The organism is Plantactinospora solaniradicis (assembly GCF_042658085.1).
Lineage (GTDB): Bacteria > Actinomycetota > Actinomycetes > Mycobacteriales > Micromonosporaceae > Plantactinospora > Plantactinospora solaniradicis.
Genome location: NZ_JBHSPR010000098.1, coordinates 1 through 24,215, shown reverse-complemented (window position 1 = coordinate 24,215; position 24,215 = coordinate 1). Strand labels below are relative to the sequence as shown.

Sequence of the window (24,215 nt, the reverse complement as noted above, 5' to 3'; positions counted from 1 at the left end):
CGATGATCCTCAGCACGGCGGGCATCGACGCGAGCCCGGAGAACGAAACGAGAGACCGGTCGGCGTCGGCCGGGCCGGAACCGCGCACGGAGTTACCGCTCGCGCTCGGCCTGCGCGGCGATCACCTCTCGGGCCAACTGGCGGTAGTTGCGGGCGCCGGAGGAGGCCGGGTCCAAGGTGGTGATGGGCGCACCGGCGACCGTCGACTCCGGGAACTTGACGGTCTTGGTGATCACCGTCTGGTAGACCTTGTCGCCGAACGCCTCGACCACCCGCTGCAGCACCTGACGACAGTGGGTGGTGCGGCTGTCGTACATGGTGGCCAGGATGCCTTCCAACTCCAGGTCGAAGTTGAGCCGTTCGCGGACCTTGTCGATGGTGTCCAGCAGGAGGGCCACCCCACGGAGGCTGAAGAACTCACACTCCAGCGGGATGAGCACGCCGTGCGCCACGGTCAGGGCGTTGATGGCGAGCAGGCCCAACGACGGCTGGCAGTCGATCAGGACGTAGTCGTACTCCTTGCGGATCGACTTCAGCACCCGGGCCAGCGCCATCTCCCGGGCGACCTCGTTGACCAGCTGGATCTCGGCCGCCGAGAGGTCGATGTTGGCGGGCAGCAGGTGCAGCCCGGCCACGTCCGTCTTGATCAGCACGTCTTCCGGCGCGACGTCGTCCTGCATCAACAGGTTGTAGACCGACAGGTCGAGGTTGTGCGGGTTGACGCCGAGACCGACCGACAGGGCCCCCTGCGGGTCGAAGTCGACCAGCAGCACCCGGCGGCCGTACTCGGCCAGTGCGGCACCGAGGTTGATCGTCGTGGTGGTCTTCCCGACGCCACCCTTCTGGTTGGCCATCGCGAGGATCCGCGCCGGACCATGCTGGTCGGTCGGCATGGGCTCGGGAATCGGTTTACGTATCGTGTAGGCGGCCGGATCCGCGGGCCCCAACTCAGCGCCGAGATCCAAGGCGGACTGCTGCTCGCGCAGGGTCGAGGTCCACGCCTCGGCACGGTCACCGTTTCCAGCCATGTCCTCGTACGCCCCCTCCCGACGACTGCCCGGCAACGGAGCCGAACGGTGTCCTGTGCGGCGCCGCCGCGAACCTCGGTTGCCGTCTCACGAGGCCGCGCCGAACTCGACTCTACGCCACGTCGCAGCACCGTAGCGGGCACCGTCTCGGCGTGTCGACCCGGTGGAAAACCAGCATGGACGTCCGGCGGAGGCGACGACCGGGTGACCCCGGTTCAGCCACGCGCCCGGGGATGCGCGGTGGCGTAGACCTCTCTGAGCCGATCCACCGTCACCAACGTGTAGACCTGGGTGGTGGTTACCGAGGCGTGACCGAGCAGTTCCTGCACCACCCGGACGTCCGCGCCGCCGTCGAGTAGGTGGGTGGCGTACGAGTGGCGCAGGGTGTGCGGGGACACCGCCCGCGGCCCCTCCACCGGCAGCCCGGCCCGCTTGGCGGCCCGGCGCAGGATGGTCCAGGCGCTCTGCCGGGACAGTGGGCCGCCCCGGGCGTTGAGGAAGACGGCCGGGTTGCCTCGTCCGGCGGCGGCGAGCGTCGGCCGGGCCCGGACCAGATAGGCCCGCAGCGACTCGGCGGCGTATCCACCGACCGGAACCAGTCGGCTTCGGCCACCCTTGCCGTGCAGCAGCACCGACCCGTCCACCAGATCCAGGTCGTCGATGGCCGCGCCGACGGCTTCGGAGATCCGCGCGCCCGTGCCGTACAGGAATTCCAGCAGCGCCCGGTCCCGCAGCGGCAACGCGGCCCGGGTACCGGTCGCCTCGACCGTCCCCGCCATCTCCAGCAGCCGCACCACCTCGGTGACGTCGAGCGCCCGGGGCAGCCTCCGGGGCGGGACCGGCGGCCGTACGTCCCGGCTGGCGTCCTGGCCGACCAGGCCCTCGCGGACCGCGAACCGGTGCAGGCCCCGGACCGCGCTGGCGGCCCGGGCGGCGGAGGCCGCGGAGAGCGGTGGACGACCGTCGTCGCCGGCCCTCAACCGGGCGACGTGCCCGGCGATCGCCGCCGACCCGACCGCCGCCAGGTCCTCGACACCGTCCGCGGCCAGCGTCGCCAGATACCGTTCCAGGTCCCGGCGGTACGACGAGAGCGTGTTGGTCGACAGTCCGCGCTCGACGGTGAGGTGGTCGAGGTAGCCCCGCACGGCGCGCCGCAGCGCCGGTGACGGTTCGGGTCCGTCACCGGCCGGATCCGGCTCCCCGGTCAGATCTCCGCCCCGTCGTCCGGAGCCGCCGCCCGCCGCGCCACGGGGCTACCCGCCGCTCGCCTCATCCGAGGGCGTCCGCCAGCGGCAGGACGCCCATCCCGTGCGCCTCGGCGACCGGGCCGTAGGTGACCTGTCCGTCATGAGTGTTCAGACCCAGTGCCAGGGCCGGGTCCCGGCGCAGGGCCTCACGCCAGCCACGGTTGGCCAGTTCCAGCGCGTACGGCAGGGTGACGTTGGTCAGCGCGTACGTGCTGGTGTGCGGGACCGCACCGGGCATGTTCGCCACGCAGTAGAACAGGGAGTTGTGCACGGTGTAGACCGGATCGTCGTGCGTGGTCGGACGCGAGTCCTCGAAGCAGCCGCCCTGGTCGATCGAGATGTCGACGAGCACACTGCCGGGCTTCATCCGGGAGACCAGCTCGTTGCTGATCAGCATGGGCGCCTTGGCACCGGGTACCAGCACCGCGCCGATCACCAGGTCGGCGTCGAGGACCGCCCGTTCGATCTCGTACGTGTTCGACGCCACCGTCTGGAGATGCCCCCGGTAGATCGCGTCGGCCTGGCGCAGTTGCCCGATGGCCCGGTCCAGCAGCAGCACCTCGGCCTGCAGGCCGAGCGCGATCGCTGCCGCGTTCCGGCCGGATACCCCGGCACCGATCACGACGGTCTTGGCGGCGTAGACGCCGGAGACGCCGCCCAGCAGCACTCCACGCCCGCCCCCGCTGCGCATCAGGTGGTACGCGCCCACCTGCGGCGCCAGCCGGCCGGCGACCTCGGACATCGGGGCGAGCAGCGGCAACGACCGGTCCGGCAGCTCGACGGTCTCGTACGCGATCCCGGTCACCTTCCGGTCGAGCAACGCGTCCGTGCACGCCTTGCCGGCGGCCAGGTGCAGGTAGGTGAAGAGCACCTGCCCCTCGCGCATCCGGTGGTACTCCTCGGCGATCGGCTCCTTGACCTTGAGGACCAGTTCCGCGGTGCCCCACACGTCGTCCGGGTCACCCAGAATCGTGGCACCGGCCGCCGCGAACTCGTCGTCGCTGATCGACGACCCGACTCCGGCGCCGGTCTCCACGAAAACCTCGTGGCCAGCGCGAACGAACTCGTGCACCCCGGCCGGGGTGATCGCCACCCGGTACTCGCGGTTCTTGATCTCGCGGGGAATTCCGACCTTCACGATTCCAGACACCTCTCTCCGGGGCTGCCGACCCCGACCGCGCGACGCGCGGCGGCTCCGTTGCCGCCGCGGCCACCGTCCCGCCCGCGGAAGTCTAGGACCGCTGTGCTGACCCGGCAGCCAGCACTGTGACAGCGGGTAACCGGCAACCTTGACGGTATGTCAGCCGAACCGACCCGCCAAACCGCCCGTCCCCGGTCGGACACCACGCGGCCGCCCGGAACGCCCCGCGCGCGAGTTCGGTCCACGCCCGGCCGGGCGCCCGGCACTGTCCCCGCCCCACCGGGCAGGACAGCCCAGGGCGACCGGGTCAGGGCAGGGGCGAGTCGGCCGGGCGGAGTCCGGACCAGCCACGGTCCCGGGCACGCGCCGCCGCGAGCACCCCGGTGACGCAGGCCACGTTGGTGATCTCGCCGGCCAGGACCATCGACACGGCGTCGTCCAGGTCGACCCGGACGACCTCCAGTTCCGCCTCCTCGTCCCGGCGTTCGTGCCGCCGATCCGGCGGCAGCTCCGACAGTTCCCGGGCCAGGAAGATCCGGATCAACTCGTCCGAGTACCCCGGCGAGGTGTGCACGTCGACCAGCAGGTCGAGCTGGCCGGCGCGGAGGTCGGCCTCCTCGCCGAGCTCACGCAGCGCGCTCGCCGGCAGGGCCTCCCCCTCGACGTCGACCAGTCCCGCCGGCAGTTCCCAGATGACCCGGCGGAGCGGGTGCCGGTACTGCCGGATCAGCACGACCCGTCCCCGGTCGTCGAGGGCCAGCACGCCCACCGCGCCGATGTGTCGCACGTAGTCCCGGGCCACCACCCGGCCGCCCGGCATCGTGACCTGGTCGGTGACCACCGAAAAGATCTTGCCGTGGAACCGCTCCTGCCGGTCGCGCACCTCGTAGACGTGCCCGCCGACCGGGACGGTCACCGCGGCACCGCCGCGTCCGGCGAGGTGTGCACCGCCGAGAGGGTCGAAGCGACACCCACCGTGTCCGGTCCGCCGGTCACGACGACGAACTCGCCCGTGCGGTCCGGACCTGGCCGTTGTGACCCGTCGGGTCGGCCGGCTCTGCCGGGTCGGTCGGGCCGACCGGCTCGGCCGTCGCCGCCGTCGCCCGTCCCGATCCGGACGCGTCCGGCACCGGGGTCGCACCGGCCGGCGCCATCTCCACCGGAAGCTGGTCCGCCGCCGAGTACGTGACGACGGCGGCGACGAACGCGGCGAACAGCGGATGCGGCCGGGTCGGCCGGCTCTTCAGTTCGGGATGGGCCTGGGTCGCCACGAAGAACGGGTGCACCGACCGGTCCAGCTCCACGAACTCGACCAATCGTCCGTCTGGCGAGGTGCCGGAGATGTGCAGCCCCGCCTTGGTGAGCGCGTCCCGGTAGGCGTTGTTCACCTCGTACCGGTGCCGGTGCCGCTCGCTGACCTCCGTGTCGCCGTACGCCTGCGCGACCAGTGAACCCTCGGCCAGCTTCGCCGGGTACGCACCGAGTCGCATCGTGCCGCCCAGGTCCCCCTTGCCGGCGACGATGTCCTCCTGGTCCGCCATCGTGGCGATCACCGGGTGCCGGGCCTTCTCGTCGAACTCCAACGAGTTGGCGCCGTCCAGTCCGGCCAGGTGCCGGGCGACCTCGATGGTCATGCACTGCAACCCCAGGCAGAGGCCCAGGATCGGAATGCCGTTCTCGCGGGCGTAGCGAGCCGCACCGATCTTGCCCTCGATGCCGCGTACGCCGAACCCGCCGGGGATGACGATGCCGTCGACGCCGGCCAGGGCGCTGGCGGCGCCGGAGGAGGTCACACACTCGTCACTCGGTACCCAGTGCAACTCGACCCGGGCCCGGTGGCCGAACCCGGCCGCCCGGATCGCCTCACTCACCGACAGGTACGCGTCGGGCAGGTCGACGTACTTGCCGACGAGCGCGACCCGGACCGTGTGGTGCGGATGGTGCACCCGGTCGAGCAGGTCGTCCCAGCTCTGCCACGAGACGTCCCGGAAGGAGAGCCCGAGCCGGCGCACCACGTAGGCGTCCAGCCCTTCCTGGTGCAGCACCTTGGGGATGTCGTAGATGCTCGGCGCGTCCGGAGCGGCGATGACCGCCTCGCGGTCGACGTCGCAGTAGAGCGACAGCTTGTGCTTGAGCTTGTCGGGAATCTCCCGGTCCGACCGGCAGACGATGGCGTCCGGCTGGATGCCGATGTTGCGCAGCGCGGCGACCGAGTGCTGGGTGGGCTTGGTCTTCAACTCCCCGGACGGCGCCAGGTAGGGCACCAGGGATACGTGCAGGTAGAAGCAGTTGTCCCGGCCGAGATCGTGCCGGACCTGGCGGATCGCCTCCAGGAACGGCAGCGACTCGATGTCGCCGACGGTGCCGCCGACCTCGGTGATCACCACGTCCGGGGTACGGCCGTCCTCGTCGGGATCGGCCATCGCCAGGATCCGGGCCTTGATCTCGTTCGTGATGTGCGGGATCACCTGGACGGTGTCGCCGAGGTACTCCCCTCGGCGCTCCTTGGCGATCACCTCGGAGTAGATCTGACCGGTGGTGACGTTCGCCTTCCCGGACAGCGCGCGGTCGAGGAACCGCTCGTAGTGCCCGACGTCGAGATCGGTCTCGGCGCCGTCGTCGGTGACGAAGACCTCACCGTGCTGGAACGGGTTCATCGTCCCGGGGTCGACGTTGAGGTACGGGTCGAGCTTCTGCATCACGACCCGTAGGCCGCGTGCCGTTAGTAGATTCCCCAGGCTGGAGGCCGTCAGCCCCTTGCCGAGCGAGGAGGCGACCCCCCCGGTGACGAAAATGTGCCGGGTCGTGCGTACTGATGGGGCCAAGGCCTGCTCCCGTGGTCGTTCGTCGCGGTGGTGCAGACCGGTGTCCGATCAGAGAAGTGATCTACGCGATCCACGGGATTCCACGGTAACACCAACCCCGGCAGAGGTGCTGGCCGCACCCGTTCCCACGTCGTACCGGAGGCTGGTCAGCCCGCCGCCACCTCGGCCGACGACTGCGCCGGTCCGGATTTTCCGGCGGTACGGGACGGGTCGTCCCCAGGCTCCGCCGCCGTACCGGACGGGTCGTCGCTCGTCTCCACCGCCGTACCGGACCGGTCGTCGCCGGCCTCCACCGCCGTGCCGGACGACGCTGTCGTTTCCACCGGCCACGACGTCATCGGCGGCATGGTCCGGTCGGTGGCGTGGTCGAGTACCCGGAGCGCGGCGAGGGCGGCCATCGGCACGGTCAGCGCCGCGGCGGCACCGGCGACGTTGAGCGCGGATCCACCGAGCAGCCCGCCGATCAGGGTAGCCACGGTGATACCGGCCATACCGGCCCGAACCGCCGGATAGATCCCGAAGAGCCGCTTGAGCCCACCCCAGGGGCGTAACAGGGCGAACCACACCAGCACCACGCCGACCAGGGCGAGCACGGTCAACGGGCTACCGGCCAGGGCGGCCATGTTCGAGGCTCCGGACCGGTGCACCGTCAGCCCGCTGGTACCGTCACCGACGGCACTGAGGAACCGGCCCAGGCTGCCGCGCTGGTCGGCCGGCTGCCGCAGGTCGAGTACCGCGAATCCGATGGTCACCGCGAGACCGGCGATGGTGGCCCAGGCCAGCCGGCCGAGGGTCAGCCACCCGCCGGTGCTGATCGCGGCGGCGATGCTGACCCCGGCGGTCAACGCGACCGCTCCCACCGGGTCGGCACCCAGATAGGGACTTCCCACCACGATCACACCGAGCACGCCGACTCCGACGACGACCGCCGGTCGCCAACTGCGCCGGACCCGCTGCGCGAGCCAGCCCGCGGTCAGCAGGCTGCCCGCGACGAAGACGCCGAGCCCGACGACGCCCAGTCCGGCGTACCGGCCGCCCTCCAGCGCCGAGTAACCGATCACGCCGTTGAGCTGGAGTTGGGCGCCGGTGACCACGTCCGCACCGACGATGAGCGCGGCCAGCGCGGCGACGCTGCCCAGCGGCCACAGCGTCTGCTGGTACGCCCGGGCGAGCCGGACCGCGGCGGTGGCCACGGCGAGAAGCACAGCGGTGACCAGAGCGAAGTAGATGCCGGCGTGCTCCCCCCGCCACCACGGCACCACGTCGGCCAGCAGGGCGGCGGGAATCGCGAGCGCGGCGGCGATGAGCAGGACCTCTACCGTCGCGACCACCCGTCGAGGCACCGGTGTGGGCCCGGACGGGCCGGCATCGCGCCGTGCCCGGCGTAGCAGCGGCACGACGGCCACCGCGAGCAGGCACTGCAGTCCGGCCAGCAGTAGGAAGAACCAGCTCGCGACCCGCTGTTGGGCCCGAGCCTCCCGGTCGGCGTCCGCTGGGGCGGCGATCGCCGTGGGCAGGTCGGCCGGGCGGCCGTCGACGACGGTCGCCGGCTGACCGATGAAGAGCTGCTCGGGAGCCGGCCTGCCGGCCGCCGCCAGTGCGGTGGGCGCCAGATCGACCAGTTGCAGGTAGCCTTCCCGGCCGGTGCTCCGTGAGGTGAGCCAGCCCCGTTCCCAGCCGGGGCCGTCCGCCACCACCACGTGCAGCCGCGACGACTGGTCGGTGTCGGAGATTCCGGCCACCATCACCAGCGACCGCTTGGGCCGGGCGGCCAGCACCCGGGCCAGTGCCACGTCGGCCCGGCGTGCGGCGGCGGCGCGGAGGGCCGGGTCGTCCCCGGCGACGGTGCCGAGGTCGATGATGCTGAGTACGCAGAGGCCGAGCAGCTCGGTCGGATCGGCCGGCAGGCTCTCGGCGTACCGGTCGACCCGGCCGAACGGACGGGCGGCGGCGATGGCGGCACCGGGACCGACCGCGACGGTGCAGCGGACCGACTCGGCCAGCGCGCCGGGCACCGTACCCCAGCGCATCTTGTCCTGGTTGTTGCTCACCGTGGCCCGTTGGTCGGGCAGGTTGGCGCTGATCCCGTCCGGCTGTTCGATGGCGATGTCCGGCGCGGGGCACCGGCCCGTCACCGCACCGCTGTCCCAGGCCGCGAAGTTGCCGGCACCGAGGGTCTGCCAGCCGTCCACCGGGCAGGTCGGCTGCCGTGCCGACCGGACCGAGAGGGACCCGATCGCACCGCGCTCGGCCATCCGCCAGAGCGTCGGGGTGGTTATCGGGTCGACGTCGTCCCAGCGCAGCCCGGGTACGCCGGCCAACACCACGTAGTCCACGGTCTTCTCCGGCGCTCCGGCGGCTGGCCGGATGACCAGCGCGGCGACCCCCAGAGCCACGACGGCCGCGGTCAACAGGACCGGCACCAGCCTGCGCAGCATCAGCCGCGTCCCGCCGACGAGCCGGTCTCCCGGCCGGAGGAGGGCGGCTGGCTTCCGCCGGAGGAGGACGGCTGGTTTCCACCGGAGGAGGACGGCTGGTTTCCACCGGCGGAAGGTGGCTGGTTTCCGCCGGAGAGGGCGAGTTCGTGGTACAGGGCGGTGAGGATGGCGACGGTCCCCGCCTCGGTCGGCCAACTCGCCGCCTGCACGCCGGCCAGCCGGGTCAGTTCGGCGCGGCGGTCGCCGTCGGCGAGCAGTGCCCGCACCGCCTCGTCGACGGCGTCGACGTCGCCGGGCGGCACCAGCACGGCCGCCTCACCGACCAGCTCCGGGAGGCCGCCGACGGCGGTGGCCACCAGCGGGACGCCGCACCACAGCGCCTCCTGCGCGAACAGTTGCCGGGCCTCCCAGTCGCTGGTGACCAGGGCCAGGTCGGCGCCGACGAGCAGTTCGGCCACGTCGGTGCGGTGCCCGAGCAGGTTGACCGGGGCCCGGGCGGCCGAGATCCGGGCCGCCAACTGGAGGTAGCTGGGTCCGCTCCCGGCGATCACCACCACCGGTACCGGATCCAGTTCCCGCCACCGGGCGGCGGCGTCCACCAGCACGTCGTACCGCTTCTGCGGGTGTAGCCGGCCGACCGAGACGATCAGCGGCTGGTCCGGCGCGACGCCGAACTCGGCCCGTACCGCAGACCGGCTCCGCCGGGCCGGCGGCAAGGTCGGCGCGGCGACCGGACCGAGCCGGGCGTCCGGGGCACCGAGCGCGGCGGCCCGCTCGACGAGATCGGCGGAGGCGCCGAGCGTGACCCGGGCCCGACGCGCGACGATCCGTTCGACGAGCCGGGACACCCGGCCGCGCAGTCCTCCGGCGAGCACCGCGTTGTGCCAGGTGACTACCACCGGCGCGGTCGGCCTGGCCAGTACCGCCACCAGACCGGCCCGGAGCCCGTGCGCGTGCACCACGTCGACCGGCTCGGCGAGCACCCGGCGCAGGGCGGTGACCGCCCGGACGTCCGCCGGGGTGGGACTGGCCGGAATCTCCACCGGCACGAAGCGGGCACCCACGGCGGTGAAGTCGAACTGCTCCTGGGTCGCGGCCGGACCGCAGACGGTCACCGTCGCGCCACCGGCGACGAGTCCCCGGGCCAGCGAGGTGACGTGCTGACCGATGCCGCCGGTACTGGACGCGAGCAGCAGGACGACCGAACCGGTCCAGTCGACAGCGGGTCCGGTCACCGGATCCCCCGTACGCCCGGTTCGGCGCGGTCCGCCCGTCGGGTCGGCCCACCCCGCTCGCTCACCGCGACACCCGCTCCTTCCCGTCGTCCTCGCCCGGCCCGGCCGTGTTCCGCCGGCCCCCGAGGCCCCGTCCCGTCGAGCCATCCTGCCCCGCCGAGCCATCCTGCCCCGCCGAGTCGCCCTCCCCGGCCGAGTCGCCCTGCCCCACCAAGCCGGCCCGTCCCATCGAGCCGGGCAGTCGGCGCCGCACCGCCGCCAGCAGCGGACGGACGTCGTGCCGGTCGAGCGGATAGGCGACGGCGAGGAACACCACGCCCACGGCGGCTCCGGACAGCATGCCCTGCAGGAGGGCGTCAACTCTCGCCGGGGTACCACCGCCGAAACCGGGCAACCAGTGCGCAAGTGCCGCCCCGACGAGCGCCGCGACCGTCCCGGCGAGCAGGCCCACCAGCCCTGACCTGGTAAATCCGGTCAACGCGGACGGTCCGGCACTCCTGAGGACCACCACGGCCAGCAGCATCCCCAACACCAGCATGCCGACCGAATTCGCCGCACCCACAGCGAACACCCGATAGTCGGTCGGCAGGACTGCGGCCAGCCCGATCGCGGCGGGTGGCACCACGAGCCAGCCGGCGAGGGTCGCGGCGGCCGCCGGTCGGGCCGCACCGCGCGCGTACAGGGCCCGGGTGAGTACCGCGAAGAGACCGTAGCCGAGCAGTCCCGGGCCGAAGCCGGCGATGGCGGCGGCCAGCGCCGGTCCACTGCCCGGCCAGAAGAACTGGGCCACCGGCTCCGCCGTCGCGACCAGCACCGCCGCGCCGAGGCAACTGAACAGCAGCACCCGGCGCGCGGTCGGCGCCAGCGTCGCGCGATAGCCGTCCTCGTCCCCGGCCGCGTGCGCGGCGGCGAGGGTCGGATACGCCGCGACGGCGAGCGGGACCGCCAGCACGGCCCAGGGCAGCAGGTACACGGTCTGGGCGAGGTTGAAGACCACCGGTGCGCCGGTCGGTCCCCCGCTGACCTGGTTCAGGCTGACCGCCAGGGCGACCTGCTGACCGATCACGGTCACCGCACCGGCCAGGGCGAGCCCGCCGGCCCTGGCCCGGGCGTCGGCGGAGAAGCCGTATCCGGGTCGTGGTCGCAGCCGTAGCCGGCGCAGCGGGATCAGCAGCGACAGGGAGAGCACCACCACCCCGAGCGTGGTGCCGGCGGACAGGATCAACTCCCCGTTCCGGCCGACGTCGGCGATGCTCGCGTGCACCCCCTCCACGGCGGCGAAGACCAGGTACACCCCGATCACGGTCACGCTGGACAGCAGCGGCGCGATGACCGGCCAGGCGAACCGCCGGTACGACTGGAGCACGCCGGTGAGCACGATGCCGATCCCGTACAGCGGCAGTTGTGGGGCGAAGACCCGCAGCATCCGCGCCCCGGCCTCGAGTTCGGCGTCGCTCCGACCGTCCGAGATCAGTGCGACGATCGGTTCGGCGAAGACCGCCACCACGATGGCGAGCGGGACCAGCAGGGTCACCGACCAGGTGAGCAGGACGCCGGTGGTGGCGGACACCGCCGCCCGGTCTCCGGCCGCCACCGCACCGGCCAGCAGCGGTACGACGAGACTGGCCAGCGCCCCACCGGCGACGATCTCGAAGACGATGTTCGGGATGCTGTTCGCCACCACGTACATGCCACCGAGGTCGTTCCTATCCCCCATCACCCAGGTGAAGACCCCGGTACGCCCGAACCCGGCCAGTCGACTGACCACGGTGAGTACGGCGATCAGCGCCGCGGCGCCGGCAACGCGACCGGCGCCGGCAAGGGGTGCCGGCGTTCCCACGTCAGGAGTGTCGCCGGCCCAGGGCGTCCAGTTCGCGCAGCCCCCGGGTGTTCTGGATCACCTGGCTGAAGCTGACCCGCTCGCTGGCGGCGGTGAGCGCGGCGATCGCGGCCAGCGCGGCGGCCCGGCCGACCGGCCCGGTACGGGCGGCCAGCGCCACGCCGAGCAGCGCGCCGAGCGCGTTGGCCCCGCTGTCGCCGAGCATCACCCGCTCGTCGAGGTCGGCAGGAAGCAGCGCGGTCGCGGCTCCGACCGGGCCGGCGGCGAGTCCACCGGCCGGACCGGGCAGCAGGGGTGTGCCGAGCAGCACACCGGCCTTGAGCGCCCGTCCCGGACGCAGGTCGAGCAGGTTGACCAGGTTCGCGGTGCCGGCGATGACTCCCGCGCCGAGCAGCACGTCCACCGTCCCGCCGGCCCGGCGGCCTCGGGCCGACCGGGTGTTCGAGTCGGCGGCGAGCAGGGCGGCGGCGGCCAGTCCGGCCGCGCCGAGCCCGGCGATCTTGACAATGCCGCTGGTCACCCGACCCTGCCGCAACGCGGCCAGGTGTCCGGTGAAGCCCTTGGCGGTCTTCTGCTCCGGCCGGGCCCCGACCACGTCGTCGTAGAGCCCCACCGCGCCGGCCGAGAGGCCGGCGACCAGGGCCGCGGCGGCGGCCGGTCGGCTCGGTGCACCCGCCGCGGCGCCGGTGGCCGCCGCGGCGGCGAGCGCCGGTCCGGCGGCCAGGGTGACGGTGCGGCCCCGGAAGTTGGTGCGCTGCAACTGGGTCGTCCACGGGCCGGCGAGCACGCCGCGCAGCGCCGCGCCGGCCAGCACCGCGCCGACGCCGAGCGCCCGGCGTCGGGCGCCCGTCCTCCTCGCCGTCACTCGGGCAGTTCCGGCAGCAGGGACTCGGCACCGGCACCGACGCCGTACGCCCCGGCCTGCTTGTCCGCGAACTGCCGGCCGAGCGACAGCGCGGTGACGACCTGGCCGGCGACGGTGTTGGCGTTGTCGACGGTGGAGATCGTCTTGGACAGCGCCGGGTCGCGGCGCACCTCCGCCACGAGGTTGCCGCCACTGCTGCCGCTGCCGGCGACGACCGCCACCCCGGCCTTGTCGAACTGGTCGGCCAGCCGGACCACCGACGCGTCCTTCTTCGCCGCGTCCCGGTCGACGTAGGGCTGGCCGCTGACTATCACGACCGCCTCGGCGGGCCCGCTGATCTTGTCCTTCACGGTCAGGTATCCGGCCTCGCTGTAGTCGTCCAGCACCGCCCGCCGGTCCGCGTCGGTCACCAGCGAGCCGCCCTCCGGACGGTCCAGCAGGGCACTGGTCAGCAGCGCGCTGGACTTCTCGACGCCGTCGCTGCCGGGCAGCCCGACGTCGGGGATCGTGGGTCTGGCCGCCCTGGCCGCCACGCCCAGCAACAGGAAGTTGTTGTCGGGGTGGATGAACTTCTCCTGTATGTTGACCTGCCCGGTGATCGAGGCTCCGGCCAGCCGTGCCATTTCGGTCACCCCCTCGGCGTGCTCCTCCCCGCTGGGCAGGACGACCAGCAGGACGCGCCGACCGGCGAGGGTGCCCTTGAGCATGTGCGGTGCGGCCTCGGTGACGAAGTCCTCCTCGCGCTTGACCTCGGTCTCCAGGCTGTTCACCGATTCACGCAGCTGTTCGTTGTTCTTGCTCAGCGCGCTGACCCGATCCTTGAGCGAGTCGGCGACCGGGCCGTTGAGCGCCGCGGTGCCGACTACCAGGCCGATCGCCAGAGCCAGGAACACCGCGGTGAGCGACACCACGTGGTACCGAAAATTGATCACGACGAACGCCTCTTGATCAGTGGGGGCCGAGAAGACAGCAGTCTGGGCTTAGAAGAGCTGTTCAAGTTGGAACACCAGATTGTCCCACCATTCGGAGGCCACCCCGAGGTACGCCTTGCCGACGGTGGATACGGCGACGGCGGACGCCATTGCGGCCAGTGCCGAGAGAACCAGCAGCAACAGGGATGATCCGGAGATGCTCTGCCGGTAGAGGCGGCTCACGCCCTTGGCGTCGACGAGCTTGCCGCCGACCTTGAGCCGGGTGAGGAAGGTGGAGGCCATTCCGCCCCGACCCTTGTCCAGGAATTCGACGAGGGTCGCGTGCGTACCCACCGCGACGATGAGCGAGGCACCCTTGCCGTCGGCCAGCAACATCGCCAGGTCCTCGCTGGTGGCGGCGGCCGGGAAGGTCTGCGCGGTGACCCCGAGGCCGTTCACCCGCGCCAGTCCCGGCGCCCGCCCGTCGGGATAGGCGTGCACGATCACCTCGGCACCGCACCGCAGCACGTCGTCGGTGACCGAGTCCATGTCGCCGATGATCAGGTCGGGCGTGTATCCCGCCTCGACCAGCGCGTCCGCCCCACCGTCGACCCCGATCAACACCGGCTTGAACTCCCGGATGTACGGACGCAGCACGTCGAGGTCGGCCTTGTAGTCGTACCCCCGGACCACGATCAGGCAGTGCCGTCCCCGGATCGGGGTGTCGACGTCGGGCACACCGACGCCGTCGAGCAGCAGCTCGCGCTCCTGCTTGAGGTACTCCATGGTGTTGGCGGCGAACGCCTCCAACTGCACCGACAGCCCTTCCCGGGCGTCGGCCATGGCCTTGGCCACGGTCTCGGCGTCCTGCCGGCTGCCGTGCCCGACCGGTTCGTCGTCCACCAGGACGGTGTTGCCGTCGATCCGGACCGTGTCGCCTTCCCGGATCTGCTGGAAGACGCCCTCACCGAGATCGTCGAGGAGGGGGATCCCCGCCTTGATCAGCACCTCCGGCCCGAGGTTCGGATAGCGACCGGAGACCGACGGCTTGGCGTTGAGCACCGCCGCGACGCCGACCGCCACCAGCGAGTCGGCGGCCACCCGGTCCAGGTCGACATGGTCGATGACCGCGATGTCACCCGGACGCAGCCGGCTGACCAGGCGCTTCGTCCGGCGGTCGAGCCGCGCGGTGCCGATAACTTTGCCCGGTTCCGCGCTCCGGGCCCGGCGTAACGTGGGTAAACGCATCCTGACCATCCTGGCACGTGGGGCCGAGCTTTCTGTCGCGACATGCCTGGGCAGGGCCGCCACCCCAAGGGAACCATACTCATGCCCGACTGGGTGTGGTCGGCGTCACACCCTTCGATTCGGTACCACGGGCCGTGGCCGCCGTTCGCCCGACACGCTCTCCGTCAATTGCACGGCCTCACGAACGGCGCTCCCGGGCCGCCACGGCCAGAAGTTCCTCGGCGTGTGCGATACCCAGATCGGAGTCGGGCAAACCAGCGAGCATCCGGGCCAGTTCGCGGGCCCGGTCGGTGTCCTCGACCACCCGGACCCCGCTGGTGGTCACCGCACCGCCGGTGTCCTTGGCCACCACCAGATGCCGGTCCGCGAACGCGGCCACCTGTGGCAGGTGCGTCACCACCAGGACCTGGTGGCTGCGGGCCAGCCGGGCCAGCCGACGTCCGATCTCCACCGCGGCCTGCCCGCCGACCCCCGCGTCGACCTCGTCGAAGACCAGGGTGGGCGGCCCACCGGAGCCGGCGAAGACCACCTCGATGGCGAGCATCACCCGGGAGAGTTCACCGCCGGAGGCGCCCCGCTGCAACGGCAGCGCCGGGGCACCGGGGTGGGCCAGCAACCGCAGTTCGACCTCGTCCGCGCCGTCCGGCCCGACCCCGACCTCGACGCCGTCGATGGTGAGCGTCGGCTCGGCCCGACCGGCGGGCCGGGGCAGCACCGCCACCTCGATCCGGGCGTGCGGCATCGCCAGCCCGGCGAGTTCGACGGTCACCTGCGCCGCGAACCTGGTCGCCGCCTCGCGGCGGGCCGCGGAGAGTCGGGAAGCCAACTCGGTCACCTCGCCGGCCAACCGCTGCCGCTCCCGGTCCAACTCGTCGAGCAGCTCGTCGGAGTTGTCCAGCTCGGACAGCCGGTTCCGGGCCCGGTCCGCCCAGGCGATCACCCCGTCGACGTCGTCGGCGTACTTCCGGGTCAGGCCGCGCAGCGCGGCCCGCCGCTCGTAGATGACCTGCAACCTGGCCGGGTCGGCGTCGAGCACGGCGAGGTAGCTGGAGAGTTCCGCGGCGACATCGCCGACGAGGGTGGCCATCTCCTCGAGCCGGGCCGCCAGGTCGCCGAGGGTCCGGTCCACGCTGGCCTGGGCCTCCAGCGTGCGCCGGGCGTGCCCCAGCAGGGTCGTCACGTCGGCGGCCTCGTCGGTCGGCTCCGCCGCCCCCGCGACGCAGTGCTGGGCCGTCTGCGCGGCGGTACGCAGGCCCTCCGCGTGTTCCAGGCGCTGTGCCTCGGCCTTGAGTTCCTCGTCCTCGCCCGGCTGCGGGTCCACCCGGGTGATCTCGTCCAGGCCCAGCCGCAACAGGTCGGCCTCCTGGTTGCGCTCGCGCGCGTTGCGCCGCCGGTCGGCCAGGTCGTCCGAGACCCGCCGCCACTGCGTGTACGACTCACGCAGGCTGTCGAGCAGCTTCTCGTGCTCCGGCCCGCCGAACCGGTCCAGCGAGGCCCGCTGCTCGGCCGGCCGGAGCAGCCGGAGCTGGTCCGACTGACCGTGTACGGCCAACACCTGCTCGCCGACCTCGGCCAGCATCGACACCGGCATGCTGCGACCCGCCACGTGTGCCCGGGACCGCCCCTCCACGGTGACGGTACGGCTCAGCAGCACGGATCCGTCGTCGTCGGGCTCGCCACCGGCGTCGGTGATCCGGGCGTGTACGGCGGTCGCGACGTTCCCGGTCAGCCGCAGCCGCCCCTCGACGGCGGCACGACCAGGGTCGGCACGCACCCGACCCGCGTCGGCCCGCCCTCCGAAGAGCAGGCCGAGGCCGGTCACCACCATTGTCTTACCGGCACCGGTCTCACCCGTGATGACGTTCATACCGCCGGTAAGCAGCAGTGTGGTGTCCTCGATGACGCCCAGCCCGGTGATGCGCAGCTCTTCCAGCACAGCCACCGACAGTAGTAGCGCGGCCCGACACTTGACCACCCGGCGCGCACCTTCGATCGTCGAAGCCGACCGTCCGCCTCCGCCGATAGCGTAGGCTTCCGCGCTACCGGCGGCTGCCCCGCCAGCCGTGCACCGGCAGGCCGAACTTGGCCACCAGCCGATCCGTGAAGTGCCGGGCCCGCAGCCGGACGATCCGCACCGGAAGCGCACCCCGCTGCACGGTGACCCTGGCTCCGGGCGGCAGGTCGTAGACGCGCCGGCCGTCGCAGCAGAGCACCGCCAGGGTGGTGAACGGGTCCACGGTGATCGCGAAGGTGGCCGTCGGCGCGGTGACGACCGGACGGCTGAACAACGCGTGCGCGCTGATCGGCACCAGCAGCAGGGCCTCCACCTCCGGCCAGACCACCGGCCCGCCGGCCGAGAAGGCGTACGCGGTGGAACCGGTCGGCGTCGCGCAGACCACGCCGTCGCAGCCGTACCGGGACAGCGGGCGCCCGTCGACGTCGACGAGCAGCTCGAGCATCTGGGCCCGCTCGCCCTTCTCCACGCTCACCTCGTTGAGCGCCCAGGACTCGATCACCGGGCCGCCCTCGAACTCCGCCCGGACGTCGAGGGTTAGTCGCTCGTCCACTGTGTAGTTCCGGTCGACGACGTCCCGGACCGCCTCGTCCACGTCGTCGATCTCGGCCTCGGCGAGGAAGCCGACCTTGCCCAGGTTGATACCCAGCAGGGGCGCCTTCGCCGGTCGGGCCAGGTCCGCGGCCCGCAGGAAGGTCCCGTCGCCGCCCAGGGCGAACACGATCTCCGCGCCCTCGGCCGCACCGAGCAGACTCACCGGCGTCACCCCGGGCAGGTCGAGGTCGTCGGCCTCCTCGACCACCACCCGTACCTCGAAGCCCGCCGCGATGAGATCCGCCGCCACCGTGCGGGCGTGCTCGGTGCTCCGCCGCCGTCCGGTGTGCGTCACCAACAGTGCCGTCCGGGTCATCGGGCTCCCTCTCGCGCCACGGCTGAACTGGTCGGCCCGGCCGCCACCGCCGCCCTGATCAACGCCTCGTCCGGGGCCGGCGCGTCCTGGCGCAGCCAGACGAAGAACTCCACATTGCCGCTCGGCCCGGGCAGCGGGCTGGCCACCACGCCCGCCAGACCCAGACCCAGATCGGCGGCGGTTCCCGCCACCGCGAGGACGGCCTCCGCGCGCAGTTCCGGGTCCCGGACGACCCCGCCGCTACCGACCCGCTCCTTGCCAACCTCGAACTGCGGCTTGACCATCAGCACCAGGTCACCATCCGGCGAGGTACATCCGCGCAATGCCGGAAGCACCAGGCGGAGTGAGATGAACGACAGATCCGCGACCGTGAGGTCGACGGTGCCACCGACAGTGTCGGGGGTCAGGGTACGCACATTGGTGCGCTCGAATACCCGTACCCGGTCGTCCTCCCGCAACGCCCAGGCGAGTTGGCCGTACCCGACGTCCACCGCGACCACCTCGGCCGCGCCGGACCGCAGCAGGACGTCGGTGAAGCCGCCGGTGGACGCGCCCGCGTCGAGGCACCGCCGGCCGGTCACCCGCAACCCGTCCGGGGTGAACGCCGCGAGGGCGCCGACGAGCTTGTGCCCGCCCCGGGAGACGTACTCCGTGGCCGGATCCGCGCCGAGCACCCGGACCGGGTCCGCCGGGTCCACCATGGCCGCCACCTTGTGCGCCCGTACACCACGGACCTGGACCCGCCCGGCCTCGACCAACGAGGCGGCCTGCTCCCGCGATCGGGCCAGACCACGGCGGACGAGTTCGGCGTCGAGCCGGGTACGACGTGCCATCGATGGTTCTCCGAGGGACTGGGCTTACGCCTGGTCGATGGTGGCGAGGGTTTCCCGCAGGGTTCGGTGCGCGTCCTCGTACTGGGCGATCTGGTCGGCCGGCGGCAGGTTCGCCGCGTTGGCCATTGCCTGGAGCACCGCGTCCACGGCGGGATGGCCGGACCCGGCGCCGTCCGCGTCGTCGTCCCGGTCGGCGACCGGCGCCGGACCGGGCGCCGGAACGGACCGCGGAACTCCAGGTACCCCCATCCCCGGTCGGAACGGGCGGGGTACGGGTCCCTGACTCACGCCGCACCGCTGCCGGGTGCGGACGACCGCTTGGCCACCGGGGCCTTCCGCGGAGCGGCCTTCTTCGCGACCACGGCCTTCTTTGCGACCACGGCCTTCTTCGCGACCACTGCCTTCTGGGCGCCGCTCCGCTTGGCGACCGCCTTGGTCGGTGCCGCCGGGGTGTCGGTGCTGCCCGCCGACGCCGCCTTCTCGGCCACCGCCGTCTTCGCGATCGCCTTTGCCACGGCCTTCTTGGCCACGGTCTTCTTCGCCGTGGTCTTCCTGGCCACTGCCTTCTTCACCGTGGAGCGGTCAGCCGCGGCCGGACCCACCCTCGTCGCGCCGGCCGCCTCTCCGGCCGGCGGACGGACGTCGGTGGAGCTTGCCGAGGTACGGGACTTCCGGGTGCCGGTCGGCGGTGTCGGAGCGGCAGCCCGGCCCGCGCCGCCCGCGCCCGGCCCGCCGGCCCGCGCCGCGTCCAGTTCCCGCTCCAGCCGGCGTACCCGGTCGGCCAGCGCCGCGACCTCGTCCGTGCTGGCGAGCCCGAGGACGCCGAGCGCGCGGTCGACCTCGACCCGAACGATCTTCGTCAACGCCTCCCGATTGGCCATGCCCGTGGAGACCAGCTCCTCGGCCATGGTCTGCAGTTGGGCGGCCGTGGCACCACTCTGCCCGACCAGCCGCTTGGCGGCCGTCTGGGCGCGCTTCTTCGACGCCTCCGTCAGCCCGAGGGCCAGCTCAAGGTAGGCCCGCCACGCGTCCTGCATACCTCGGTCCTTTCGCGGGTGCCGACTGTTCAGGATGTCACGCTACCGGGCGCCCCGGCCCGTCCAGTGCGGTACCGTGCCCGGGGAACGGGCGTGGCGTGAGGCGAGGGGGCGACGCGATGGCCAGCGTTGAGGAGTGTCGGCAGGCGTTGCATGACTTGGCGGCCCGGATGGACGCCAACGCCGACAAGGTACGCAAGCAGGTCGATTTTGATCGCACCCTGGCATGCCGGATCACCGATCTCGATACGGCGTTCCATGGCCGACTGACCGGCGGACGCCTGGTCGACCTGACCGACGGCGACGACCCTAAGGCGAAAGTCGCGTTGAGTACGACCAGCGACGACCTGATCCGCCTGGTCCGGGGCGAGCTGGACATCCCCAAGGCGCTGGCCTCCCGGCAAATGTCGATCAATGCCAACCCATTCGATCTGCTTAAACTGCGCAAGCTGCTCTGAACCGGTCGAATCCTGCGCCAGTCAGTGCAGCAAGTCAAGATCTCTCAGCGCGGACCGGGCGGAGTCGGATTCCGGCTCGACGGTGCTGATCGGCTGCCCCGACCAGGACACCGCGCACAGCGCACCCAGCGCCTCCAGGCTCGACCCGGAGCCGGTGAGCAGGGCCGTCGCCCCGTCTGCGACCACCTGCCAGCCGCTGGCCGCCGGTGTCGTGGGCCCGGACGCCGTGAAACCGCCTGTCGTGGACCCGGATGCCGTCGGCCCAGGTTCACCCGTGACGTGGCTGGGCAGGTGCACCACCTGGGCCGGGTCGAACAGCCCACCCAGATCATTCGCCACGTAGGTGGGCCGCTCCGACACAGCCGCATGGAGCAGTTCCGCCGGCCTCGTCACCCCCGTGAGGACGAGCAGGCTGTCAAGTCCCGCCCGGACCGCGCCCTCGATGTCGGTGTCCAGCCGATCCCCCACCGCCAGCGGCCGGGTCGCGCCCGCCTGCCGGGCCGCGGCCGTGAACAACGCGGGCGCGGGCTTGCCGACCACCACGTCGGGCTCCCGCTCCAGCGCCGTCCGCAACACCGCCACCAACGAACCGTTCCCGGGTACGGGCCCCCGCGCCGTCGGCAGCGTCCGGTCGGTGTTGGTGGCGAACCACTCCGCTCCGGCCCGCACCGCGAGCGCCGCCTCGGCGAGATCTGCCCAGCCGATCTCGGGCGCGTAGCCCTGCACGACCGCTACCGGACCGTCCTCGAGTCGGGTGACGGGGCGCAGCCCGACGGCACGCACCTCGGCCCGTAACGCCTCCGCGCCCACCACGAGCACCGGTGAGTCGGCCGGAAACCGGTTGGCCAGAAGCCCCGCCGCCGCTGCCGCCGAGGTGAGCACCTCGTCCGGCCGGACGGCGAGGCCCATGCCGGAGAGCAACGCCGCAACTTCCGCCGCGCGCCGCGAGGCGTTGTTCGTCGCGTACGCCAAGGGCTTCCCCTCGGCGTGCAGCCGACCGACCGCCGCGACCGCTGTCTCGATCGGCCGGTCGACGAGATAGATCACGCCATCCAGATCGAAGATCACCAGGTCGTACGCGTCGACCAGCCGGCTGCCCGGCGAGGGAACGGTCACGAGTCGGCGGTCCGAGCCGGGCCGTCCGGGCCGGCGGAGCCGGTTCGCTGACCGTCCGGTTCCCCGTCCGTGCCATCCGCCCGCTCCGGCTCCACGACCGCAGCCGACGCGGTTTCAGCCTCTACCTCGGCCGGCACGGCCTCCGACACCGGCTCCTCAGCCTGCGCAGACTCGGTGGAAACGTCGCCTGGGGTCGCCGCCACCTCCCCGGCACCGACCTCGGAGCCCGACAACTCAGACCCCTCGTCCTCGTCCTCGTCCTCGTCCTCGTCCTCTAGAGCGTCCTCGGCCTCGTCGGAGGAAGCGACATCATCGTCGACGTCATCCTCCTCGTCCTCGTCGTCATCGAGGTCGTCATCGTCATCGAGGTCGTTGACGTCGTCGACGCCGGGTGAGCCGGCATCGTCGTCGACGTCCTCTGCCTCGAGGTCCACGTCGTCGTGCTCGGCGTCCGTACCGGCATCGTCGTCATCGCTGTCGTCGTCGCCCTCGAGGACCACACCGTCGAGTTCCAACAGCCGCTCCGCAGCGTCGGTCTCGCCGAACTCGTCAGCGTCGGCCGCCCGAGAGAACCACTCGCGCGCCTCGTCAAGACGGTTGACCGCGAGTAGCGCATCGGCGTACGCGTAGCGCAGCCGGGGCGCCCACGGTTCGGTCGTCGCAGCGGTCAGTTCGCGTACCTGGAGCATGGCCACCGCGGCGTCGCGCTGGCCCATGTCGCCTCGGGCGCCCGCTGCCACGATCAACAGCTCTATCGCCCCGGCCGGATCCATTGCCTCACGGTCCGCCCCCCGGTAGAGGTCGATAGCCCGCTCCGGACGTCCCAGTGCCCGCTCACAGTCACCGAGTACGGCCAGATGCGTCTGTCGTCCGCTCATCCGGTGGTACGTCCGCAGTTCGGCGATCGCGGTCTGCCACTCGCCCGCCCGGTAGGCCGCCAGTCCGACCGCCTCGCGCACCGCCGCGATACGTGCGGCGAGCCGCCGCGCCGCGAGCGCGTGTTCCAGAGCGAGGGCCGGATCCTCGTCGATCAACTGTCCCGTCGCTACGAGGTGACGCGCCACCGTCTCGGCGACGGGTTTGGCCAGGGACAGCAGCTCCGCCCGGACGGCGGTGTCGAGATCCGTAGCGGCGATCTCGTCGGGAATTGCCGGCCCCTGTGGCTCCCGGGCCGCGTCGGCCGTCCGGTCGCCCCGATCCCGCCGGTCGGCACCGAACCGAGCTTCCCCGCCCGATCCCCGGTCCGAGTCACTCCGGCGCGGATAGGCGGCGGCGTCGCGCCCCGCCGGACCTCGTCGGCCCGCATCCGTACGCGGCCGCTCGGCGCGGTCGCCCGACGGGCGCGCCGTGTCCCGGTCGTCACGACGTGCGCCGCGGTCTGCGCCACGGGAGCCGTCCCGATCCGGACCCCGGAAGCCCGCACCCTTGCGGCTGTCGGAGTCCTGGCGGCCCTCGCCGCCCCGGAACCCGCTTCCGGTCCCACGCGAAGCACTTCGGTTGTCACCGCCGCGCGACTGCCCGCTGCGGAAACCACCGCCACGACGATCGTCGCCACCGGAGCCGGTACGCGAACCGCCCTCGGAACGGAAGCCACCGCCCTGCCGGTCATCGCCCCGGCGGGCATCGTCCCGGTAACCGCCACCACGCGAGTCACGATCACCGTACGAGTCACGGCCACCACGGCGGTCGTCGCCGCCAGAGCCGGTACGCGAACCACCGTCGGCACGGAAACCACCACCACGCCGGTCATCGCTCCGCCGCGCGTCGTCCCGGAAGCCGCCAGCCCGCTGGTCGCGGTCGCCACCCCGGTAACCACCCTCGCCACGGAAACCACCGCCACGCCGGTCATCGCCGCCAGAGCCGGTACGCGAACCACCGTCGCCACGGAAACCACCACCACGCCGGTCGTCACCGCCGGAACCGGTACGCGAACCACCGTCGCCACGGAAACCACCACCACGCCGGTCGTCACCGCCGGAACCGGTACGCGCACCACCCCGGTAACCACCCTCGGCACGGAAACCGCCGCCACGCCGGTCATCGCCGCCAGAGCCGGTACGCGAACCACCGTCGCCACGGAAACCACCACCACGCCGGTCGTCGGTCCGCCGCGCGTCGTCCCGGAAACCGCCCGCGCGCTGGTCGCGGTCGCCACCCCGATGATCTCGGGAGCCCTCGCGAGCGTCCCGGCCGTAGTCGCCCCGAGGAGCGCTGTCACGTCCTGGGCCGTCGTCACGTCGAGCGGACGGCTGGTAGCCGCCTTCCCGGTTCCCGCCCCGCGAACCCGGCCCGCCTGGGCGGTAGCCCGGGCGGGAGTCCTGGCGCCCAGAGCCGAAGTCGCCGCCTCGGGAACGGCCGCCGCCGAAGCCACCCTGCCGGTCATCGCCAGCGCGCCGGTAGCCACCACCGTCGCGGAAGCCTCCACCGCCGCCACGTGAATCGTCCCGCGACCCACTGTCGCGATACCCGCGGCCGGACTCGCCATCCCGAGGCCCCGAACGGTAGCCACCGGGTCGCGAATCTCCGCCCCGGGATCCCGCACCGCCGGCGCTCCGGTCGTCACGTCCACGGTCGGCCCGGAAGTCGCGGTCACCGCGAGAATCCCGACCGCCGGCGGCGCCAGCTCCGCCCGGTCCGCTGCGGAAGCCGCCGCCACGTCGGTCGTCGCCGTCCCGGCGGTAGCCGCCGTCCCGGGAACCACCCGCGCCGTCCCGGGCGGCAGGCCGGTCCCGGCGGTCGTCGTCGCGACCACCTCCGGCGCGGCGGTCACCGCCCCGGTAACCGCCTCGATCGCCCGAGCTGCCGCGCGAATCGCGATCTCCGCGATAGGGCGGACGAGCGTCGCGCGACCCGGATCCACCGGAACCGCCTCGGCGGTCCGGACGATCGTCTTGGCGGCGCGGACGGTCTCCGCCGTGCGCTCCTGAACTCACGGGTACATCCTTCCTCATGGCGATATCGCCGGAACACGCAGTGCAGGGCCACCCGCAACTGGGTGGCCCTGCACTAGAAGATGTCCGGCGGCGTCCTACTCTCCCACACCCTCCCGAGTGCAGTACCATCAGCGCT

General features: G+C 72.5%; 19 protein-coding genes and 1 pseudogene. 2 read left to right on the top strand and 18 right to left on the bottom strand.

The features are described 5' to 3' along the window. Positions 1-92 precede the first annotated feature (92 nt). The 16 genes and pseudogenes from ACFP2T_RS46600 to ACFP2T_RS46525 form a co-directional block, all read right to left on the bottom strand. On the bottom strand, positions 93-1,028 hold the full coding sequence (locus tag ACFP2T_RS46600) for a ParA family protein (RefSeq protein ID WP_377434137.1): 936 nt from the start codon (positions 1,026-1,028) through the stop codon (positions 93-95). A gap of 215 nt (positions 1,029-1,243) precedes the next feature. Next, a complete protein-coding gene (locus ACFP2T_RS46595) occupies positions 1,244-2,236 on the bottom strand; it encodes a site-specific tyrosine recombinase XerD (protein WP_377434152.1) in 993 nt (330 codons plus the stop codon). A gap of 61 nt (positions 2,237-2,297) precedes the next feature. Continuing rightward, positions 2,298-3,413, bottom strand: coding sequence for an alanine dehydrogenase (gene ald, locus ACFP2T_RS46590; RefSeq protein WP_377434134.1), 1,116 nt, complete (start codon positions 3,411-3,413; stop codon positions 2,298-2,300). 310 nt (positions 3,414-3,723) lie between these two features. Continuing rightward, entirely contained in the window at positions 3,724-4,332 is a 609-nt protein-coding gene (locus ACFP2T_RS46585; RefSeq protein WP_377434132.1) for an NUDIX domain-containing protein, read from the bottom strand. A gap of 169 nt (positions 4,333-4,501) precedes the next feature. Continuing rightward, positions 4,502-6,241, bottom strand: a pseudogene (locus tag ACFP2T_RS46580) (CTP synthase); the annotation flags it as partial. A 146-nt stretch (positions 6,242-6,387) separates the two neighbouring features. Beyond that, positions 6,388-8,679 carry a hypothetical protein gene (locus ACFP2T_RS46575; protein ID WP_377434129.1) on the bottom strand — a complete coding sequence of 764 codons (2,292 nt, stop codon included), beginning with the start codon at positions 8,677-8,679 and terminating at the stop codon, positions 6,388-6,390. Then, positions 8,679-9,914, bottom strand: a complete 1,236-nt coding sequence (locus ACFP2T_RS46570) for a glycosyltransferase family 4 protein (RefSeq protein WP_377434128.1) — start codon at positions 9,912-9,914, stop codon at positions 8,679-8,681. The genes ACFP2T_RS46575 and ACFP2T_RS46570 overlap by 1 nt, the downstream gene beginning before the upstream one ends. A 61-nt stretch (positions 9,915-9,975) precedes the next feature. Then, positions 9,976-11,754 (bottom strand): murein biosynthesis integral membrane protein MurJ, encoded by a 1,779-nt coding sequence (murJ, locus tag ACFP2T_RS46565; RefSeq protein WP_377434125.1) that lies wholly within the window; start codon positions 11,752-11,754, stop codon positions 9,976-9,978. A 1-nt stretch (position 11,755) separates the two neighbouring features. After that, positions 11,756-12,619, bottom strand: a complete 864-nt coding sequence (locus ACFP2T_RS46560) for a hypothetical protein (protein WP_377434123.1) — start codon at positions 12,617-12,619, stop codon at positions 11,756-11,758. Further along, on the bottom strand, positions 12,616-13,551 hold the full coding sequence (locus tag ACFP2T_RS46555) for a copper transporter (RefSeq protein ID WP_377434120.1): 936 nt from the start codon (positions 13,549-13,551) through the stop codon (positions 12,616-12,618). The genes ACFP2T_RS46560 and ACFP2T_RS46555 overlap by 4 nt, the downstream gene beginning before the upstream one ends. 48 nt (positions 13,552-13,599) lie before the next feature. After that, complete coding sequence (gene steA / locus ACFP2T_RS46550; protein ID WP_377434118.1) at positions 13,600-14,778, bottom strand: putative cytokinetic ring protein SteA; 1,179 nt, start codon at positions 14,776-14,778, stop codon at positions 13,600-13,602. 178 nt (positions 14,779-14,956) lie between these two features. Beyond that, positions 14,957-16,714, bottom strand: a complete 1,758-nt coding sequence (recN, locus tag ACFP2T_RS46545; protein WP_377434149.1) for a DNA repair protein RecN — start codon at positions 16,712-16,714, stop codon at positions 14,957-14,959. A gap of 103 nt (positions 16,715-16,817) precedes the next feature. Continuing rightward, positions 16,818-17,702: an NAD kinase gene (locus tag ACFP2T_RS46540; protein ID WP_377434115.1), complete on the bottom strand. Its 885-nt coding sequence runs from the start codon at positions 17,700-17,702 to the stop codon at positions 16,818-16,820. Next, a complete protein-coding gene (locus ACFP2T_RS46535) occupies positions 17,699-18,535 on the bottom strand; it encodes a TlyA family RNA methyltransferase (protein WP_377434113.1) in 837 nt (278 codons plus the stop codon). The genes ACFP2T_RS46540 and ACFP2T_RS46535 overlap by 4 nt, the downstream gene beginning before the upstream one ends. 24 nt (positions 18,536-18,559) lie before the next feature. After that, on the bottom strand, positions 18,560-18,784 hold the full coding sequence (locus tag ACFP2T_RS46530; RefSeq protein WP_377434110.1) for a hypothetical protein: 225 nt from the start codon (positions 18,782-18,784) through the stop codon (positions 18,560-18,562). A 35-nt stretch (positions 18,785-18,819) separates the two neighbouring features. Then, positions 18,820-19,572: a phasin family protein gene (locus tag ACFP2T_RS46525; RefSeq protein WP_377434107.1), complete on the bottom strand. Its 753-nt coding sequence runs from the start codon at positions 19,570-19,572 to the stop codon at positions 18,820-18,822. 119 nt (positions 19,573-19,691) lie between these two features. On the opposite strand from ACFP2T_RS46525, the gene ACFP2T_RS46520 reads away from it, so the two are divergent. Then, entirely contained in the window at positions 19,692-20,030 is a 339-nt protein-coding gene (locus tag ACFP2T_RS46520; RefSeq protein ID WP_377434105.1) for an SCP2 sterol-binding domain-containing protein, read from the top strand. A 21-nt stretch (positions 20,031-20,051) separates the two neighbouring features. Here ACFP2T_RS46520 and ACFP2T_RS46515 read toward each other — a convergent pair whose 3' ends face one another. Both ACFP2T_RS46515 and ACFP2T_RS46510 read right to left on the bottom strand, forming a co-directional pair. Next, positions 20,052-21,146, bottom strand: coding sequence for an HAD-IIA family hydrolase (locus ACFP2T_RS46515; protein ID WP_377434103.1), 1,095 nt, complete (start codon positions 21,144-21,146; stop codon positions 20,052-20,054). Further along, a complete protein-coding gene (locus ACFP2T_RS46510) occupies positions 21,143-22,243 on the bottom strand; it encodes a tetratricopeptide repeat protein (RefSeq protein ID WP_417629222.1) in 1,101 nt (366 codons plus the stop codon). Before ACFP2T_RS46510 ends, ACFP2T_RS46515 begins: the two co-directional genes overlap by 4 nt. Here ACFP2T_RS46510 and ACFP2T_RS46505 point away from each other — a divergent pair. Further along, positions 22,145-23,584, top strand: coding sequence for a hypothetical protein (locus tag ACFP2T_RS46505; protein WP_377434099.1), 1,440 nt, complete (start codon positions 22,145-22,147; stop codon positions 23,582-23,584). The genes ACFP2T_RS46510 and ACFP2T_RS46505 overlap by 99 nt on opposite strands. Positions 23,585-24,215 lie beyond the last annotated feature (631 nt).

Coding starts and splice junctions, on each gene's coding strand:
- ACFP2T_RS46600 (WP_377434137.1), bottom strand. CDS start 1,028: ATGGCTGGAAACGGTGACCGTGCCGAGGCGTGGACCTCGACCCTGCGC.
- ACFP2T_RS46575 (WP_377434129.1), bottom strand. CDS start 8,679: ATGCTGCGCAGGCTGGTGCCGGTCCTGTTGACCGCGGCCGTCGTGGCT.
- steA (WP_377434118.1), bottom strand. CDS start 14,778: ATGCGTTTACCCACGTTACGCCGGGCCCGGAGCGCGGAACCGGGCAAA.
- ACFP2T_RS46540 (WP_377434115.1), bottom strand. CDS start 17,702: ATGACCCGGACGGCACTGTTGGTGACGCACACCGGACGGCGGCGGAGC.
- ACFP2T_RS46535 (WP_377434113.1), bottom strand. CDS start 18,535: ATGGCACGTCGTACCCGGCTCGACGCCGAACTCGTCCGCCGTGGTCTG.
- ACFP2T_RS46530 (WP_377434110.1), bottom strand. CDS start 18,784: ATGGGGGTACCTGGAGTTCCGCGGTCCGTTCCGGCGCCCGGTCCGGCG.
- ACFP2T_RS46525 (WP_377434107.1), bottom strand. CDS start 19,572: ATGCAGGACGCGTGGCGGGCCTACCTTGAGCTGGCCCTCGGGCTGACG.
- ACFP2T_RS46520 (WP_377434105.1), top strand. CDS start 19,692: ATGGCCAGCGTTGAGGAGTGTCGGCAGGCGTTGCATGACTTGGCGGCC.